This window comes from Terrabacter sp. 2TAF16 (genome assembly GCF_052115065.1).
In the GTDB taxonomy this organism is placed as follows: domain Bacteria; phylum Actinomycetota; class Actinomycetes; order Actinomycetales; family Dermatophilaceae; genus Terrabacter.
Genome location: NZ_JBFRFZ010000025.1, coordinates 1 through 15760 on the forward strand (window position 1 = coordinate 1; position 15760 = coordinate 15760).

The 15760-nt window shown below is 68.2% G+C and carries 16 protein-coding genes; 9 read left to right on the plus strand and 7 right to left on the minus strand.

All coding sequences use genetic code 11. The features are described 5' to 3' along the window. Window positions 1–406: 406 nt before the first annotated feature. A complete protein-coding gene (locus AB4Z14_RS21555; protein WP_442277026.1) occupies window positions 407–1273 on the minus strand; it encodes an LLM class F420-dependent oxidoreductase in 867 nt (288 codons plus the stop codon). 251 nt (window positions 1274–1524) lie between these two features. Between AB4Z14_RS21555 and AB4Z14_RS21560 the strand changes: the two genes are divergently transcribed. Further along, window positions 1525–1962: a methyltransferase family protein gene (locus AB4Z14_RS21560; protein ID WP_442277027.1), complete on the plus strand. Its 438-nt coding sequence runs from the start codon at window positions 1525–1527 to the stop codon at window positions 1960–1962. A gap of 887 nt (window positions 1963–2849) precedes the next feature. On the opposite strand, the gene AB4Z14_RS21565 is transcribed toward AB4Z14_RS21560, so the two are convergent. Next, window positions 2850–3332, minus strand: a complete 483-nt coding sequence (locus AB4Z14_RS21565) for a hypothetical protein (RefSeq protein ID WP_442277028.1) — start codon at window positions 3330–3332, stop codon at window positions 2850–2852. 515 nt (window positions 3333–3847) lie between these two features. Here AB4Z14_RS21565 and AB4Z14_RS21570 point away from each other — a divergent pair. The 3 genes from AB4Z14_RS21570 to AB4Z14_RS21580 all read left to right on the plus strand — a co-directional run bounded on the left by AB4Z14_RS21570 (window position 3848) and on the right by AB4Z14_RS21580 (window position 6885). Then, window positions 3848–4948 (plus strand): sensor histidine kinase, encoded by a 1101-nt coding sequence (locus AB4Z14_RS21570; protein WP_442277029.1) that lies wholly within the window; start codon window positions 3848–3850, stop codon window positions 4946–4948. Then, entirely contained in the window at window positions 4945–5616 is a 672-nt protein-coding gene (locus AB4Z14_RS21575) for a response regulator (protein ID WP_442277030.1), read from the plus strand. The genes AB4Z14_RS21570 and AB4Z14_RS21575 overlap by 4 nt, the downstream gene beginning before the upstream one ends. 78 nt (window positions 5617–5694) lie before the next feature. Next, window positions 5695–6885, plus strand: a complete 1191-nt coding sequence (locus tag AB4Z14_RS21580; RefSeq protein ID WP_442277031.1) for a hypothetical protein — start codon at window positions 5695–5697, stop codon at window positions 6883–6885. Window positions 6886–7024: 139 nt separating this feature from the next. Here the strand turns inward: AB4Z14_RS21580 and AB4Z14_RS21585 are convergent, their stop codons facing one another. The 3 genes from AB4Z14_RS21585 to AB4Z14_RS21595 all read right to left on the minus strand — a co-directional run bounded on the left by AB4Z14_RS21585 (window position 7025) and on the right by AB4Z14_RS21595 (window position 8941). After that, on the minus strand, window positions 7025–7399 hold the full coding sequence (locus tag AB4Z14_RS21585) for a hypothetical protein (RefSeq protein WP_442277032.1): 375 nt from the start codon (window positions 7397–7399) through the stop codon (window positions 7025–7027). A 534-nt stretch (window positions 7400–7933) separates the two neighbouring features. Beyond that, window positions 7934–8632, minus strand: coding sequence for a DUF981 family protein (locus tag AB4Z14_RS21590; protein ID WP_442277033.1), 699 nt, complete (start codon window positions 8630–8632; stop codon window positions 7934–7936). Window positions 8633–8776: 144 nt separating this feature from the next. Further along, window positions 8777–8941 (minus strand): hypothetical protein, encoded by a 165-nt coding sequence (locus tag AB4Z14_RS21595; protein ID WP_442277034.1) that lies wholly within the window; start codon window positions 8939–8941, stop codon window positions 8777–8779. 92 nt (window positions 8942–9033) lie between these two features. On the opposite strand from AB4Z14_RS21595, the gene AB4Z14_RS21600 reads away from it, so the two are divergent. The 3 genes from AB4Z14_RS21600 to AB4Z14_RS21610 all read left to right on the plus strand — a co-directional run bounded on the left by AB4Z14_RS21600 (window position 9034) and on the right by AB4Z14_RS21610 (window position 12162). Continuing rightward, entirely contained in the window at window positions 9034–9606 is a 573-nt protein-coding gene (locus AB4Z14_RS21600; RefSeq protein WP_442277035.1) for a TetR/AcrR family transcriptional regulator, read from the plus strand. A gap of 409 nt (window positions 9607–10015) precedes the next feature. Further along, window positions 10016–10555, plus strand: coding sequence for a gluconokinase (locus AB4Z14_RS21605; RefSeq protein WP_442277036.1), 540 nt, complete (start codon window positions 10016–10018; stop codon window positions 10553–10555). 26 nt (window positions 10556–10581) lie between these two features. Beyond that, complete coding sequence (locus AB4Z14_RS21610; protein WP_442277037.1) at window positions 10582–12162, plus strand: GntP family permease; 1581 nt, start codon at window positions 10582–10584, stop codon at window positions 12160–12162. 167 nt (window positions 12163–12329) lie between these two features. Here the strand turns inward: AB4Z14_RS21610 and AB4Z14_RS21615 are convergent, their stop codons facing one another. Both AB4Z14_RS21615 and AB4Z14_RS21620 read right to left on the minus strand, forming a co-directional pair. Beyond that, on the minus strand, window positions 12330–12854 hold the full coding sequence (locus AB4Z14_RS21615) for a hypothetical protein (RefSeq protein WP_442277038.1): 525 nt from the start codon (window positions 12852–12854) through the stop codon (window positions 12330–12332). Between the two features lie 118 nt (window positions 12855–12972). Beyond that, complete coding sequence (locus AB4Z14_RS21620; RefSeq protein WP_442277039.1) at window positions 12973–13713, minus strand: hypothetical protein; 741 nt, start codon at window positions 13711–13713, stop codon at window positions 12973–12975. A 527-nt stretch (window positions 13714–14240) separates the two neighbouring features. On the opposite strand from AB4Z14_RS21620, the gene AB4Z14_RS21625 reads away from it, so the two are divergent. Next, the gene (locus AB4Z14_RS21625; RefSeq protein ID WP_442277040.1) at window positions 14241–14642 is read left to right on the plus strand and encodes an IS110 family transposase; all 402 of its coding nucleotides are present in this window, start codon (window positions 14241–14243) and stop codon (window positions 14640–14642) included. Continuing rightward, entirely contained in the window at window positions 14606–15337 is a 732-nt protein-coding gene (locus AB4Z14_RS21630) for a hypothetical protein (RefSeq protein ID WP_442277041.1), read from the plus strand. The genes AB4Z14_RS21625 and AB4Z14_RS21630 overlap by 37 nt, the downstream gene beginning before the upstream one ends. The last annotated feature ends 423 nt before the right edge of the window (window positions 15338–15760 follow it).

The following is a 15760-nucleotide window of genomic DNA, read 5'->3' on the forward strand; positions in this document are numbered from 1 at the left end:
GGCAGCGTTAGCGTGGGACACGAGGGCCTCCTGTTTGGCGAAGTGAACCTTGAGCAGTTCCACTCCACCGCGGGAGGCCCTCCCACGTCAGCAGCTCAGAGCGATGAGTCGCATTCCCTCAACCAACGTGCCCGGTCAGTACAGCTAGACCCGCAGTCGCCCCATGGCGCTCCCTCGGGACGCTCCGGGGCGGCTTCCCCAGCACGCAGGCGGCCGCGCGCAGGTGACCGTCTGGGGGAGATGTGGCGCACCCTCACGTCGGCGAGTGGTCGGCTAACCGGTCTCGACGTGGCGCCCGGACAGCAGCGCGGCGCCTTGAGCACACCGTCACGTGTGTACGCAGAACCGGGTCGCGAGGTAGGTCAGTCCGGACGCGAGCAGGACGTCGCGTCTGGGTGAGGAGGGGTCATGGCCGGTCGAGTGCGTTCGCGACGGTGGAGAGAAGGCCGATGTGCTCGTCAACGGAGTCCAGGCCACGGCCCATGGTCACGATGGAAACGTGTGTCCCGCCGGCTCGTTGCCACGCCTCGATCTGATCGGTGAGGTCGCCGATCTCGCCCCAGGGCGCCATCACGTACTCGCCGCCGAAGGTTTCTGTCAGCCTGCCCTGTGCGCGCACCAGATCCTGGACCTTGTGCCAGTCGTCGGTGGCGTGGTCGATACCGCCGCCGGAGAAGATGAATCCGTCGCCCAGCCGGGCGGCCCGCTCGAACGCCGCCTCGCTGGATCCACCCAGCCATATCGGGACCGAACGCGTCGGCTTCGGCACCAGGGCGGCTCGGTCAACCCGGTCGAAGCGGCCGGCGAAGTCGACAACCGGTTCGGTGAACATCCGGCGGAGTAACTCGATCTGCTCTTCCTGCCGGGCGCCTCGGCTTCGGAACTCTTGACCCAAGGCCTGGTACTCCACCGGGCTCCAGCCAACCCCGACCCCCAGGCGCAGCCGGCCGCCAGAGAGCAGATCGACGTCGGCCGCTTGCCGGGCCACCAGCGCCGTCTGACGCTGCGGCAGGATCAGGACCCCAGTCGCGAACTCGATCCGCTTCGTCACCCCGGCGAGATACGCGAACATCACGAACGGGTCGTGAAACGGATCCCGTTCGGTATAGGGACCGGTCAGCGGTGGCGTCCGGCCAGCGTGGACGGCGCCGAGGACATGGTCATAGGCGAGCAAGTGGTCAAAGCCCAGCTCCTCGACCGCCCGGCCAAATGGCAGGACAGCTGTCGGGTCTCCACCAAGCTCGATCTGCGGATACACCACACCGATCTGCACACACGCACCCTCCCCCCACGCTGTCCCTGGACTCAACACCAGAAGCAGTCGACCCTCGCTGACCATGTCACTGCCGACGTACGGGTTGGACGCCACGAACGGGCGTTGCCCCCGTCTCGCCGCCACCGTGTCCCCAACGCAGGCTCGCGGCGGTCTGTCGCCGGGCGTCAACGCGGTCATCGGCGCTTGGACGGACGTCTCGTCCTCTGCGCGGCATGCCCGGGCACGCTATGACTGGAAGACTGGTTCGCGTGGTGACGCCCTTGATTCAACAGGAAACCTGGGCTCGGCTGGTGGTCGGTGTCAGCGTCGCTGCATTCGCTGTAGGCGAGTTCTCTCAGGTGGTGAAATGGCGTCGCGGTGCCTCGCGCACGGACGTCCGAGGTGAAGTGGTGTTCCGAGTGATCTTCTTCGCGGGCATCCTCATGCTGCCGCTCGCCCAGGCCCTCGCGCCCGAAGCCGTCCTCGATGGTGCTGGTGTATTCGTAGTGGGAACAGTGATCGGTTGGCTCGGCCTACTGCTGCGATGGTGGTCGTTCGCCACCTTGGGCACGTACTTCACGACCGTGGTGAAGACCTCTCCCGATCAGGTGGTCGTCGAACGCGGCCCCTATCGGATACTGCGGCACCCCAGCTACACCGGCCTACTAGCGGCGTTCGTCGGCTGTGGCCTGATCCTCGGGAACTAGGTGGGCACCGCTGCGTGCTTCCTGCTGATCCTGGTTGGGCTCATCTACCGACTACTGCGCGAGGAGCACGCGATGATCGACAGTCTTGGAGCCGCGTATCTGGCGTTCGCCAAGGACCGTGCGCGTCTGGTCCCCTTCATCTGGTAACAGGCAGATCCGAGGGGAATGCGACCTCGGAATGTTCCAATGGATTCGACCGCTCCGGGCATATGCGTGAGACGCATACGCCCATGAGGCGGCGGGATGACGCACCCCAATCGGGCTGGGTGAGCGTGTCAGCGGGAGTCCAGGTCGCGACCCTCGGCGACGACCTGGGCAAGGCCAGCTAGAGCTGGGGTGCCCCAACCATGCGAGGTGTGTCGGACGTTGACAGGATCGTCGACGAAGGTTCTGATCACGGGTGCAGCATCAGGGAGCCGCAATGACCGTCCGATCGGAGGTCTTAGCCTTGGCCGCATTTGGACCACTAGCGCCAGAAGTGGAGTGGGACGAGCAGTCAATCGAGGACTTCGCCGCGGCGATCGAGGCGGTTCCCGTGCCGATCTCCGCTGAGGAGCGCGAGGCCCTGCTTCCGTTGTTCGATCGACCATATGAAGACTCGGTGTGGGGCGTCGCCTGGGGAGTGCTTCATTTGCTGGAAACTGCAACTGAGGACGGTTGGGAGCTCCGCCTCCCGAGGGCAGCAAGCTACTGGTACGACCTGCTCGCGGTGCGCTGGGAGAACTACTTAGCCAGTCCGGATCCGCGCTAACGTCAACGAGCTATCGGCGGCAGTTGCGGACGTTCTCGCACCGCATCCATGAACCGCGAGATGGCGTCTCGGTAGGCGGTGCGGCGTCCACCGTTAGTCGTAGCGGACCTTTGCATCCAGTGACCGGCGAGCGTGGTCACGCCAGCGCAGCTTCTACCTTGGCGATGACAGCCGTCTCGTTGGGTGAGGTGTCGTCGGCTGCAGCCGCGGCGTCACGACAGCTTTGTAGGACCATGGCGCGGTAGCCGTCGACGAGCTGGGGAGCCTTTGCCCTCAACAGCGAGACCGCTTCGCCCAGTAGCGCCAAGGTACGGGCTTCGACGTCCGCGGGCGTACCCTTCGGCATCTCGGGGAACCCGCCCTTGCCGACCAGGGCGGCGACCTCTGGGGGTGAGCCCGCGATCGCCTTCGACGCGGCGAAGGACTCCTTGATGCTGTCGAACATGCCCTTCTCCGCGCGTGACACCCACGCGCTTGCCAGCATCGCGGCCGAGCGCAGGGTGTGGTGCTCGGCGTCGGTGAACCCGGTGGCGTCCTGGGTTTCGGCCGGTGGGGTTAGTGTGCTGCTCGCAGCGGCCGTGGGTGGCTCGAAGGGCTGCGTCGAGGGGGTGTCGGTCATCGTCGGCTCCTGTTTGGTGTGGTGGGACGGAGGTCATCCACCCCTGATCCTGCCCGGTGAGCCGGCCGGGTGCCGTTGGTTCACGTCGCGAGTTCCCCGTGCCCTATTGGCGGCGCGGTCTGGAGTCGCGAACGTGGACGGTACGAACGTCGCATCTGGAGTCGTCCGGACGACGGACGACGACACAAGGACACTTTCCGGTGTCCGTGAGGAGTCCCGCCTGTTGGGCGGTCGCAGAGTTCTTTGGTCTTCGGACGAGGCGGCTTGCACAGGGACCTGGGCAGTCCTGAGGGTTCGACGAGGTTTGGTCCATGCGCAACATGCGGCTACTTGTTTCATTGAGCGGCGCAAGCGGAGGCGAGAGCGCGCCCACCAACTGCAGGCTCTAGGCGACTGCCTCGACTGCCGTCATCCGTGGGTGGAGCACCCCGGCACGAGTGACCGACAGCCGAGCCACGGCGCGAGCGCCGTCGAAAGGGCCGCGCATCGGGCCCGCGGGGTGCGAGGCTGGACCCGTGAACCGGGCCCTGCCGATGCTGGCCGTGGCGGCGCTGTTCGTGATGTTGCTCGAGACCGCGCCGCACGAGAGCGTCGTGTTGCCCGGCGTCCTTGGCACGGTGTACATGGCGTGGTCGGAGCTCGGCTACCGCTGGGCCCAGCGCCACGGGCGGCCCGCGGCCGTGGGGTACCTGCTCGTCGCGCTCGCGCTCGGCTTTGCCGTGTTTGACGTGGCAGGCGCCGGCGTCGGCAGCACGCTGCTGCTGCTCGTGGTCGTCGTCCAGGCGGTCGTGCTCCTCCCGCTGGGTTGGGCGGTGGGCGTCGCGCTGCTCGTGCCGTTCGTCCACGTCGGGATGCCAATGGCGGACGGGCTGCGACAGGTGGTGGCCACGGCCCTCGCGTGCGCCTTCGCCTTCGTGCTCGCCGCCCTTCACCTGCGCGAGCAGCAGGCGCGGTCCGAGCTCGCCGTCGCCAACGCGCGGCTGCATGAGCTGGGTGCCCAGACCGAGGAGCTCGCGACGATGCGCGAACGAACGCGGGTCGCGCGCGACATCCACGACGGTCTGGGCCACCACCTCACCGTGGTAGGGATGCAGGTGCAGGCGGCGAGAGCCGTGCTGGCCAGCGACCCGGACAAGGCCGACCGGCTCCTGGGCCAGGCCGAGGAGCAAGCCCGCCAGGCCTTGCGTTCGGTCCGCGAGTCAGTGACCGCCCTGCGCGAGCCGCGCCCGGCCGAGCCGTTGCCCCAGCAGCTGCGGACCCTCGCGGCCGAGGTCGCCGCGGCCGGCCTGCCCACCGAGGTGGACGTCGAGGGCGAGGAACGCCGACTGGAGGGCGACGCCCAGGTGGCGCTTTACCGCGTCGCCCAGGAGGGGCTCACCAACGTGCGCAAGCACGCGAACGCGCACGCGGCCACCATCCGGCTGTCGTACCTTCCGGACGTCGTCCGCCTCGAGGTCAGAGACGACGGACGCGGCGTCGACGGCGCTATCGACCGCAGGAGTGGCGGGTTCGGCCTCATCGGCATTCGCGAGCGCGCGGAGCGACTCGGTGGCTCCCTCACGGTCGAGTCGACCCCGGGCACCGGCCTCGCCGTCCGAGTGGAGCTGCCGGCATGACCCTGAGGAGCCACGGAGCGGTACGCGTCCTGGTCGTTGACGACCAGACGCTGTTCCGCGAGGCGCTGACGACCCTTCTCGAGGTCCGCGAGGAGGTCGCGGTCGTCGGTGCCGCCGAGAACGGCGCGCAGGCGCTCGACCTGGTCGACGCGCTGCATCCCGACGTCGTGCTCATGGACCTGCGGATGCCCGTCCTCGACGGCGTCGCGACGACGACACGGCTCACCGTCGAGCATCCCGACGTGCGGGTGCTCGTCCTGACGACCTTCGACGGCGACGACGAGGTGTTCCCGGCTCTACGCGCCGGTGCCGTCGGCTACCTGCTCAAGGACGCCACCGCGTCGCGACTCGTCGAGGGCGTCCTCGCCGCCGCGCGCGGGGAGTCCGTCCTGCAGCCCTCGGTGGCGGCCAAGGTGCTGGCCCGGATGAACCAGCTGCCCGACGTCCCGGACGCGCCGCGTCCGCAGCCGCTGCTCGACCCGCTCACCGAGCGCGAGCTTGACGTCCTGCGCGCCGTCGCCGACGGGCTGAGCAACCGGGAGACGGCGGCCCGTCTCTTCCTGTCCGAGGGCACGGTCAAGAATCACGTGACGAACGTGCTGGCCAAGCTCGGCGTCCGCGACCGCACCCAAGCCGCGCTCCGGGCTCGCGCACTCGGACTGCTGTGAGGGTCATGCGCGACGGGTGACCCACGTCATGACTTCCGGCACGTCCGGAGACCAGCCATCCCCACCGAGCATCGAGGCATGACAACGCTCTCGACCCTCGATGCGGACCTCGCACCTCGCGACACAGTCCGCCGCTTCCTCCGTTCGCGGTTCGTCCGCTTCCTCACCGCCTACGTCGAGATGACGATCGCCATGGTCGTCGGCATGGGCCTCTTCGGCGCCCTCTGGGACGCGGTCTGGCCCGGCCTCACGAGCAGGCCGGCAGCGATGGCCCTCACGATGGCCTTTGACATGACCTTCGGCATGGCGGCCTGGATGTGGGTGCGCGGCCACGGCCGTCGCCACATCGCCGAGATGTCCGCAGTCATGGTCCTGCCCTTCGTCGTCCTGCTCGTGCCCTACTGGCTCGACTTTCTCTCCGGTGGAGACCTGATGACGTGGGGGCACGTCGGGATGTACGCGCTCATGGCTGCCTACCTCGCGTGGCGCCCACACACGCACGACGCCGACGCCCCGCACCCGGCCGACACGCCGGCCGACGCCCTGCACACCGCTTCCCGAAGCGGCCCGCGCCCCGCGCTGGTGTCCGCGGTCCTGCTCGTCTCGGGTGCGGCCCTGGCCGTTGTCGGCGGCGTCCTACACCCGCACGAAGAGCCACCAAACTCTCACGCAGCCGTCTTCGCCGAGTATGCCCGCAGCACCGACTGGGTGTGGGTGCACTACCTCCAGTTCGCTTCGGCGGCAGTCGTGGTCGCGGGTTTCCTCGCCATGGGCCAGGCCCTGAGCCGGGCCGGCGTCGCCCCGCTGCTCGTGCGCCTCGGTGATGCGGCGGCCGCCGCCACCGCAGCCCTCATCGCGGCCAACATGGCCGTCGACGGCGTCGCGCTCAAGCGGGCCGTCGACGCGTGGGCCACCGCCGGGCCAGCGGACCGGGCGTCCCGGTTCGCTGCGGCCGAGACCGTCCGCTGGCTCGAGTGGGGCGTCAACTCGTTCTTCCTCCTCCTGCTCGGAGTGACCGTCCTCGTGTTCGCTACGGCCCTCCTTCGGCAGGCGCACAGAGGGACGCGCGTGCGACTGGCCGGTATGAGCGGGGCGTTCGCGGGCGGGCTGCTCGTCGTCAACGGGCTCGCGGTCGGCGCCCACGGCTTCGAGCCCTCGACCTTGCCGCTCGTCGCCACCGGGCTCTACGTCGTCATGGCGCTCGGCATCCGGCCGCTGGACCGGCTGGTCCCGCAGAGGGATCCGGTCGCCCGGGCCGTCGACCTCTAACGCCGCCCGGAGTCGCCCGAAGGTCGGGCCGAGGACCACCGTCCCCGGCCCGACCGGGCAGGCTCTGAGCCCGGCTCAGCAGATCCCCGCCCATTGCCTGGTCCAGCGCTGGCCAGCATGGCTTCGAACTGCAGCTGGGTCAGTCCAGTGTCGGTGACTCGGCGGGCACGTTCGGGCGTCGGACGTGCTCGGCCGGTGAGTGCGCAAGGACAGCGTCGATGACGCAGGTTCGATAGAACCCGGCGACGACAGCGATGCGGCGACTCACGGTGGAAGGCTTGTAGGGGCAGGCCTCCTGCATCCCGCGGATGTTGAGCTTGAGGTGGGGCCGTTCCGCGGTCAGCGGGTCCAGGCTGTGACTTCTGCACCAGTTCAGGTGTGCGCGCAGGTCGGACTCGGTGTGAACCCGGGACTGGCTTTTGAATCGGGCCAGGTAGGCGGCCGCCGCGCGTCTGAGCGTGTCGGATTCGGGCGGCAGATCAGTCTGGACCAGAACGTTCTCGTAGGTGTTCATCTGCAAGCGTGACCCCGGTTCGACACTCGGGACAACGTCCGCAACCGCGCCACGAGCGGCATAGAGAGACGTTCTGCGCGCTCGGGTCTGGCGTGGCGAACGTCCTCCTGATGCGCTTGTCGGGCTTGGTGTCCCATCGCATCGAAGGAGGACGTTCAATGTCTCACGGTAGTGGTGTTTCTCGCGGGGATCGGAACTGGAACGCGAGGCTTTCCTGGCTGCGAGAGGCGGTCCCGGTCACGAACGCGATCGTGGGGATCGACCTGGCCGACCGCAAGTAGATGCTCGTCGCGACCGATCACGACTCGAAGGTGCTGGCGCGGCGGACGTTCCGGTGCAAGGCGGCGGCATGGTCGGAGACCCTCCGACGAGCGGACTGAGGGTAGGACGGCTCCCATGGGCCTCACGGGCTGACGCACTCCATCCAACGTTCGCGCCTTTGCGGCACGTCGCGGGACTGCGTTGTGACAGCGGTCGGGCCCGTCCGGCTGGACGGGCCCGATCTTGGGTCTCACCGATGCGGTGAGGGACGGTTCACCACAGGTGTGAGGTGCCGTGTGCGATGTTGTAGTACATGCCGATGTGCGTGTAGAAGTTCATCGCGCCGAAGAGGAGGAACACCACACCGCCGACGACCCAGGCGCGGGCAGCCCACAGCAGCAACGATGCACGGTCGGTCAGTTGCGCGACCGCGAACAGCAGGGCGCCGACCGCGACGATGCCCCACAGGCCGCCAAGGAAGAGTGCCTCGAGCAGTGGCAGGTGACCGAACCGTCCGCTGATCGGCTCCTCGGGCGGGGCGGCCCCGAGCTGGAAGCGCACGAAGGTGATGGCGAGCACGCCCATCGCCAGGCCGAGCGCGCCCACGAAGATCGAGACCGGTCTGAGCGATCGCAGGACCGCTTCGTTGGCCGTGTCGGCATCGGCGTCGTCAGCCGCGAAGAGCGCGCGGTGACGCCAGAGGTAGACCGCTGCAAAGAGCAGCAGCGCTCCGAAGCCGGCCGCGGGCTGGCCGAAGGCGATGTTGGCGTACTCGAAGCCGTCTCCACCGAACGGCCACGTCACGGTGGTGTGCAGCCCGAGAACTAGCAGCAGCAGGCCGGTGACGCCGAAGAAGCCGGCCCAGCCCTCGCTGTCGATGTGCCTGCGGCGGATGAGATGGACCAGGAACCAGGCGAAGCCGATGAGTCCGGCTCCGGCGGTGACGGCCACCAGTTCGTTGTAGACGACCATGTCGTCGCCCTCCTTCTTCGACGGACCGGGTCGTCCGCCTGTCGTGGTGCTGTTGTGTGGTGGTGTGGTGCCGTGGCGCGGCTACGCTGCCGGCGCCAGAACAAGGCGATGGAGGCTGCCGGCAACGCCTGGGGCCCCGGTGGATCAGCCTCGGTGGGCGTGGGTGGTCTCGCGCACTGGGTGCGGGACCCGCTCCTTCTGGGGTGTGTCGCTGTCGGGTCGGGTGGCGTCGATGACGCCGACGACGAACCAGGCGACCACGAAAACGATCGCGATGGCGCCTGGGACGAGGACTTCGCCGGGGGTCATGATGGCTCCTTCCGTGTGAGGTCGTACGTCATGATTATCGCTACAGTGTGTGTAGCGTTATTCGACGCGTCTTTGTTCCCGAACGGAGTGACATGACCCCTGCGCGAGGACGACCCCGTGACCCGCGGGCCGATGACCGGATCGCCGGCGCGGCGCTCGAGCTGCTGCGCGAGCAGGGGCCCGGCGGTGTCCACATCGACGCGGTGGCGATCAGGGCCGGGGTGGCTCGCACCACCGTCTACCGGCGCTACCGCGACCGCGGGGCGCTCCTGGCCGCAGCCCTCGGGCTGCTCGTCGAGGAGCCCTTCCCGGCGCGGGAGGCGCCCCTCGGGGACAAGCTGCGGTGGCTGCTCGAGCAGGCGCTCGACCTCGTCGACAAACAGCTCGGCCGGGGGGCCGTAGCGGCGGTCCTCGCCGACTCCGACCCAGCCTTCAGCGCAGCCCTGCGCGCCCACCTCGTACGGCACCTCGAAGCACTGCAGGGCGAGATCGATGCGGACATCGAGGCCGGACGCGTCCGCGCCGACACCGACGGCGAAGCCCTGGCCGACCTGGCCCTCGGGGCCTACCTCGCTCAGCTCCTCCGCCTGGGCCACCCTCGGAAGGGATGGGGGGACAAGACCGTAGCCTTGCTGGTCCACGGCACGGACCCGGCGCCCGGATGACCGTCGGGTCGCGCCCAGGCGGCCGGGGCGGAGGGTCGGCGGTCAGCAACGCCATCTCGGCAGGATCGAGGCTTCCTTGGTCACCGGCCGACTTTCCTCGACGGATTCAAGGCGGGAGTTCCGCGACCACATCGAACGGGATCTCACTGACCTCGAGCCCTTGAGTCAGCCCCGGTCGCGATGCGTCGTGCCCCGCGGTGTCGGCGCGTCGAGGTCATAGCGAATGCCGACGACGCGGATGCCGAATCAGAGGCAGGCGGCGACGCTGGCGCCGGTCAGCTGCTTGAGCCGGTAGATGCCGCCGACTGATGATCCCCCGCGATCCCCGTCTCCGAGTGGCTGACGCCTCCTGCTGAATGCCGGCTGCCCAACGCCCATCCGGGACGGCAACGCGCGCTACGTTCGGAGAATGCTGGACAGCGCAAGCGGTCCCGACCCCGACGTGGTGGTCGTCATGGGAGTGTCTGGGAGCGGAAAGACGACGGTCGCGAAAGGTCTGGCGACGGTGCTCGGGTGGGAGTTCGCCGAGGGTGACGCCTTTCATCCCGAGGCCAACGTCGAGAAGATGCGCAGCGGTACACCGCTTACGGACGAGGACCGCTGGCCGTGGCTGGAGGCGATCGGGGCGTGGATCTCGGATAAGGAGGGCCGCGGCGAGTCTGCGGTGGTGACCTGTTCGGCATTGCGCCGTGTGTACCGCGATCTGCTGTGCGAGGGCAGGCCACACGTGCGCTTCCTGCACGTCACGGCTGAGTCCGATGTCATCCGCGACCGGATGGAGCACCGTCCGGGCCACTACATGCCACCGTCATTGCTGCCCAGCCAGTTGGCCACGCTCGAGCCGCTCGGAGCGGACGAGCCTGGCGTGACCATCACCAATGAGGGGAGTGCCGCCCAAGTCCTTAACCGCGCGCTCGCCGCCCTCGGCCACCGCAAGGAGCACGCCTGATGACCCTGATCGCTCTTCCCATAACCGTGTCCACCACCTTTCCGGGCGGACTGCCGACCGCCGACGCACCCGCGGTGTACGCCGGGAACGCCCAACTCGTCGCGGCGTGCATCCTCGGCATCCTCGCGGTCGTCGTGCTCATCACGTGGGCCAAGGTCCACCCGTTCCTGTCCTTGATGCTTGGCTCGGCTGTGCTGGGTGCGGTGGCGACCATGCCGCCTGGTGACACGGTCAAGAGCTTCGTGGCTGGGTTCGGCACGACCGCCGGGGCGGTCGGCATCCTTATCGCGCTCGGGGCGATGGTCGGCAAGCTGCTCGAGGACTCAGGCGGCGCAAACCGGATCGTCGGGACGATGGTGGGCCGAGTCGGACCAGGTCGGCTGCCGTGGGTCATGGCGGCCATCGCGGCCATCCTCGGGTTGCCGTTGTTCTTCGAGGTCGGCGTGGTGCTGCTCGTCCCGGTAGTGGTCCTTGTGGCCCAACGCACCGGGTTGTCGCTGATGAAGGTCGGCATCCCTGCGCTAGCGGGACTGTCGGTGCTGCATGGGCTGGTACCGCCACATCCCGGTCCTCTCACCGCGATCGGCCTTCTCGACGCTGACCTCGGCCGGACCCTGATCTTCGGCATCATCATCGCCATCCCGACGGTCGCCGTCGCCGGACCGCTGCTCGCGCGTTACGTCGATCGATGGGTCCCGAAGTCCGCTGACGACCTGGTGCTGCTTGGCTCGACCTCCGGTGGCACAGCGACGCGGACCCGCACCACGGTGCCAGCTGGAGCCCGGACCGAGATCCGCGGGGACGCCGTTGGTGGTCTTCGCGGTGACGATGGTCGCGTCGACCCGGTAGGCCCTCGAACCGCTGAGCCCAGTGCCGGCGCCAAGACCACGAGCAGGTTGGGCACCTTCGACGAACCATTGGCGCCCGGACGCAAGCGCGTCGGCTTCGCGACGGCCATCATCGGCATCACCCTGCCGGTCGTCCTCATGCTGATCGACGCGATCACCAAACTGGCCGTCACCGACGAGAAGGCCGGGGTCCGCACGGTCATGGACTTCATTGGCACCCCCATCGTCGCCCTGCTCATCGCGGTGCTCTACTGCTACATCGCGCTGGGGCTCGGATCGGGCCTGAACAAGACCCAGGTCAGCGAGTCGGTCGGGTCCGCCCTGCCAGCGGTCGCGAGCATCATCCTCATCGTCGCTGCCGGCGGTGGTTTCAAGCAGACGCTCATCGACGCCGGGGTCGGCAATGTCATCAAGGACTGGGCGACGGGCGTCAGCATCTCGGTCTTGCTGCTCGGCTGGCTCGTCGCGGTGCTCATTCGGCTTGGAACTGGGTCGGCTACGGTCGCCACCATCACCGCCGCCGGTATCGTGGCGCCGCTCGCGCCGACCCTGTCAGCCAACCACCTCGCGCTGCTCGTGCTCGCGATCGGCTGCGGCTCGCTGTTCTTCTCCCACGTCAACGACGCGGGGTTCTGGCTCGTCAAGGAGTACTTCGGACTGACCGTGGGCGAGACGATCAAGTCCTGGTCGGTGATGGAGACCGTCATCTCGGTCTTCGGCTTCGCCCTCGTAATGGTGGCCAGCGTCGTCGTCACCTGATCAGCAGTGGTGAGTGGCGAAGGGACCCGATCGGGTGCTTGATGATGGTCAGGAGCGAGTCCGCAAAGCCGACTCTGGTGGACGTGGATGACACGAAGTGCGGGCTGGTCGGACTCCCGGTCTGAACGCGGCAAATCCGGTAAACGTGTCACGCTGATGGTCGGATATCAGCGACGCCCGCCCACCTCGTCGTGCCAGTAGGCGGCGTCTTGACTACCAACTCGAAGGACCGCATCTGGCTCGATCGCGGCCGGCCAGAACTCGAGCAGATAGGTGTCAACGACGCCCTCTTCGAACTCTCCATCACTGCCTGCGTCCCGGCCACGGGCGCTCACGCGCAGGCGGTACCGTCCGGCGGGAATGGGCAAGGGCTCCCAGTTCTCGCCGGCCCACGAGGCCCACCGAGGGTGTGACCCCTCCGGAACCACTACAGACACCTCCACGATGTCCTCCCAGGTTTCAGAGGCAGAACCGGCGGCGTGCTCAAGGAGCTCGATCCGCACCCTCGATCCCCCGGAACGCCGAGCGAGGTTGAGGTAGACGCCGTTGGAGTCGGCCGCGCCGACCAGGCCGTTGAGCTGGCCCGCGAAGAACCGGTCGAAGTTGCCGTCGAAGCCGAACGGCACATCCCAGCCGAGGTCGAACTGGCCGTAGTCCGTCTCGATCACTTGGTCTAGCAGGACCGTTCCCATGGGTGCATTGTCACGGATCGGATCGCCACAGGCGGTCTCACGGGCAGCGGCAATGTCGGGCGTCCCGTCCTCCGAGCGGCAAGGTCGGACGTTGCGCGCGACAGCCCGTCCGCCACGTTCAGCGAGTGGTGACGCTCGGCGCGACCGTCGGCACGAGGATCTCCGCCCCGGTGCGCGGTGCAAGTTGACCTGGGGCGCCGACGTACGCGTACACCCGGCCGGGTGAGGGCCGCAGCACTTGGGTACGGGTGAAATCCCGGACCGTGGCGGCGTCTGGGCCTCGGACGTACATCGCCAGGTCCTCGTTCTCGAGGAACGGACCGTGTACGGTCACTCCCACGGCCGCGCCCGCTGCCGCGGCGCGCTCGAGGGTTTGGGGCAGCGCGCGCCACCAGGCGACCACCGAGTCCTCCGTCCCGGAGGAATCCAGGACGAGCCGGACCTCCACGTGGCCGGGCGGTACGGGCAGCCGCGGGTAGCGGGGTGCTGCCGACAAGCCCTCGGTTGTGATGGTCCACATGTCCGATCTGCAGGCACCCGTGCGGCGCGCCACCACGGTGCCCGTCAGGTCGCGAGCCACCAGTCGGTCCTGTTCGCACGCACCTTTGGTGGCCGCCGGCCAGATCCCCGAGTTGCCCCACACGAGCCTGCTCGACCGCCACCCCGGAGAGCTCACGACGTCGGCCTGCTCGATGAGCAGCGGGCGACCGCTCTTGTTGGCGACGTCCAGAAACGGATACGGCTCCTGCATCGTGAAGGACAGCAGGACCAGCATCGCGAGGTAGCCGGCGACTCCCACTCCGATCACGATGAGGCCACCTCGCAGCACTTGATCGACGGCGGTCTGACTCCGTCCCATCGCATCCCCCTGTCCCTGTCCCTGTCCCTGTCGGTCAAGATAGGACTGCCGGCCGATCAAGTGTGCAGACCAAGGCAGTACCGTGCGGCAATCGTGACCTAGCAGCCGATGGCCGCACGCCGACGTGAGGTCTTGCCACGCGGGGACCAAGGAGCGCTTAACCGCACGACCGGTCAACGGCGTGGCCCGACATGATCCAACCGAACGTCCGCTATCCGGCTGCTTGTTTCATTGACGAAGGATCGGTGCCTGGCAAGGCTCGGTTCAGGCGTCCAGGCTGTCGCTCTCATTTCGGCTGCTCACCACCTTGGTGTGGCTCTCATCTGGCCTGCGCAGCCCGGACGTCGCCAGGGCCGGGAGAGGCTCAAGAGGGGTGTGCCCAAGCTCTAAGCAGCGTTGCCCTCCCAGCTCGACGACCAGTCCGGTTCGAGGCAAGGAGCGCACGATGAAGGAGCAACCAGCGAACCGCGTGGTGATCGGGATGGACCCGCACAAGCGCTCGGTCACGATCGAGGTGATGGGCCCCGATGAGTCGTTCCCCCGATGGGCGCTTCGACACTGACCGGGCCGGCTACGCGGACATGCTCGAGGTGGCGCTCGCGTTCCCTGAGCGGGTGTGGGCCGTCGAGGGCTGCAACGGCATCGGGCGGCATGTCGCGATCCGGCTGCTCGCTGACGGTGAGCAGGTCATCGACGTGCCACCGCGGCTATCCGCGCGGGTACGGATGTTCGCCACCGGTCAGGGCCGCAAGACCGACGCCACGGACGCGCACTCCATCGCCCTGGTCGGGGTCCGGATGGCCGGGCTGCGCCCGGTCGTCGACGACGAGCAGCTGGCCGTGCTGCGGGTGCTGGCCGATCGGCGCCGCGCCTGGGTGAGGACCACACCCGGATGGTCTCGCAGCTGCATCACCTTCTGCTGGAGCTGATCCCGGGCGGCGCGAAGAAGGACCTGTCCGCCGCGCAGGCGAAGAAGCTGCTCGCGACGGTGCGCCCTCGGGACGTCGCGGGCAAGGCCCGGCGCCGGGTCGCGGCCGAGCTGGTCGCCGATCTTGAGCGGATCTATGCGCGGAAGAAGGCGGCGAACAAGGAGCTGTCTCAGCTGCTCGCTGCGACCGGCACGACCCTGACCGGGCTGCACGGCATCGGCCCCTCCGGGCCGGCGCGTCTGCTCGTGGAGGTCGGGGACATCACCCCGGTTCCCGGACAACAACCACTTCGCCTCATGGACCGGGACCGCGCCGATCGACGCCTCGTCCGGGGACCACGTGCGGCATCGCTGTCCCGGGGCGGGAACCGTCAGATCAACCGGGTGCTGAACATCATGGCCACCGTGCAGCTGCGCAACCCCACTGAAGGACACGCCTTCTTCGACCGCACCAAAGCCCGCGGCAAGACCTCCAACGAGGCCATGCGCCTGCTCAAACGCAGACTGTCCGACATCGTGTTCCGCACCATGCTCGCCGACGCCGCACGGCAGATGACGACGGGCCCGGGAGGGCAACAGGGTGACGACTCTGACTCCAGCGCGGCCGGCTCACAACCCCACACCAGCTCTTCGGACAAGCCACTTCCCGGACCCGCCACCACCCACCCTAGAACCGCGCTCCCCGCCGCGTCTTGACACAGAGGGGAGCCAGATCCGGACGATCACTAATCTGGGGGAGGGCGCGACCTCGACACACGTGATACTGAGGCTTGCAGCCGAGGCACTCGGGTGAGTGACTAAGTGAGTGACAACCGCGGTGGAAATGGCGCCACAGACCAGGACGCACGTGGACTCAGAGCAGCACAAGCGACCTGCTCGTCCGCCCGGGCTTTCACGTTGACACAGAAGAGGTCACTGGTTCAAACCCAGTACCGCCCACCAGCACAGAGCAGCCCCCGACGGGCGTCTCGGGTCTGTCAGGCGAACGGTGTAACTGGCGTTTTCATGGTTAGAGGTTCTCCGGCGCCGGCATGCGCGCCTCGAAGGTGACCGCGAACGCGTTCAGGGCCGGCTTCCACCGGGTGACCCATCGTGCCTGCCCGAGTCCTTTGGGGTCCA

Excerpts from the sequence above, each read along its gene's own strand:
- AB4Z14_RS21565 (WP_442277028.1), bottom strand. The coding sequence starts at position 3,332 with ATGACCGACACCCCCTCGACGCAGCCCTTCGAGCCACCCACGGCCGCT.
- AB4Z14_RS21605 (WP_442277036.1), top strand. The coding sequence starts at position 10,016 with ATGCTGGACAGCGCAAGCGGTCCCGACCCCGACGTGGTGGTCGTCATG.
- AB4Z14_RS21575 (WP_442277030.1), top strand. The coding sequence starts at position 4,945 with ATGACCCTGAGGAGCCACGGAGCGGTACGCGTCCTGGTCGTTGACGAC.
- AB4Z14_RS21630 (WP_442277041.1), top strand. The coding sequence starts at position 14,606 with ATGGTCTCGCAGCTGCATCACCTTCTGCTGGAGCTGATCCCGGGCGGC.
- AB4Z14_RS21590 (WP_442277033.1), bottom strand. The coding sequence starts at position 8,632 with ATGGTCGTCTACAACGAACTGGTGGCCGTCACCGCCGGAGCCGGACTC.
- AB4Z14_RS21580 (WP_442277031.1), top strand. The coding sequence starts at position 5,695 with ATGACAACGCTCTCGACCCTCGATGCGGACCTCGCACCTCGCGACACA.
- AB4Z14_RS21620 (WP_442277039.1), bottom strand. The coding sequence starts at position 13,713 with ATGGGACGGAGTCAGACCGCCGTCGATCAAGTGCTGCGAGGTGGCCTC.
- AB4Z14_RS21585 (WP_442277032.1), bottom strand. The coding sequence starts at position 7,399 with ATGAACACCTACGAGAACGTTCTGGTCCAGACTGATCTGCCGCCCGAA.
- AB4Z14_RS21625 (WP_442277040.1), top strand. The coding sequence starts at position 14,241 with ATGAGTCGTTCCCCCGATGGGCGCTTCGACACTGACCGGGCCGGCTAC.
- AB4Z14_RS21615 (WP_442277038.1), bottom strand. The coding sequence starts at position 12,854 with ATGGGAACGGTCCTGCTAGACCAAGTGATCGAGACGGACTACGGCCAG.
- AB4Z14_RS21595 (WP_442277034.1), bottom strand. The coding sequence starts at position 8,941 with ATGACCCCCGGCGAAGTCCTCGTCCCAGGCGCCATCGCGATCGTTTTC.
- AB4Z14_RS21600 (WP_442277035.1), top strand. The coding sequence starts at position 9,034 with ATGACCCCTGCGCGAGGACGACCCCGTGACCCGCGGGCCGATGACCGG.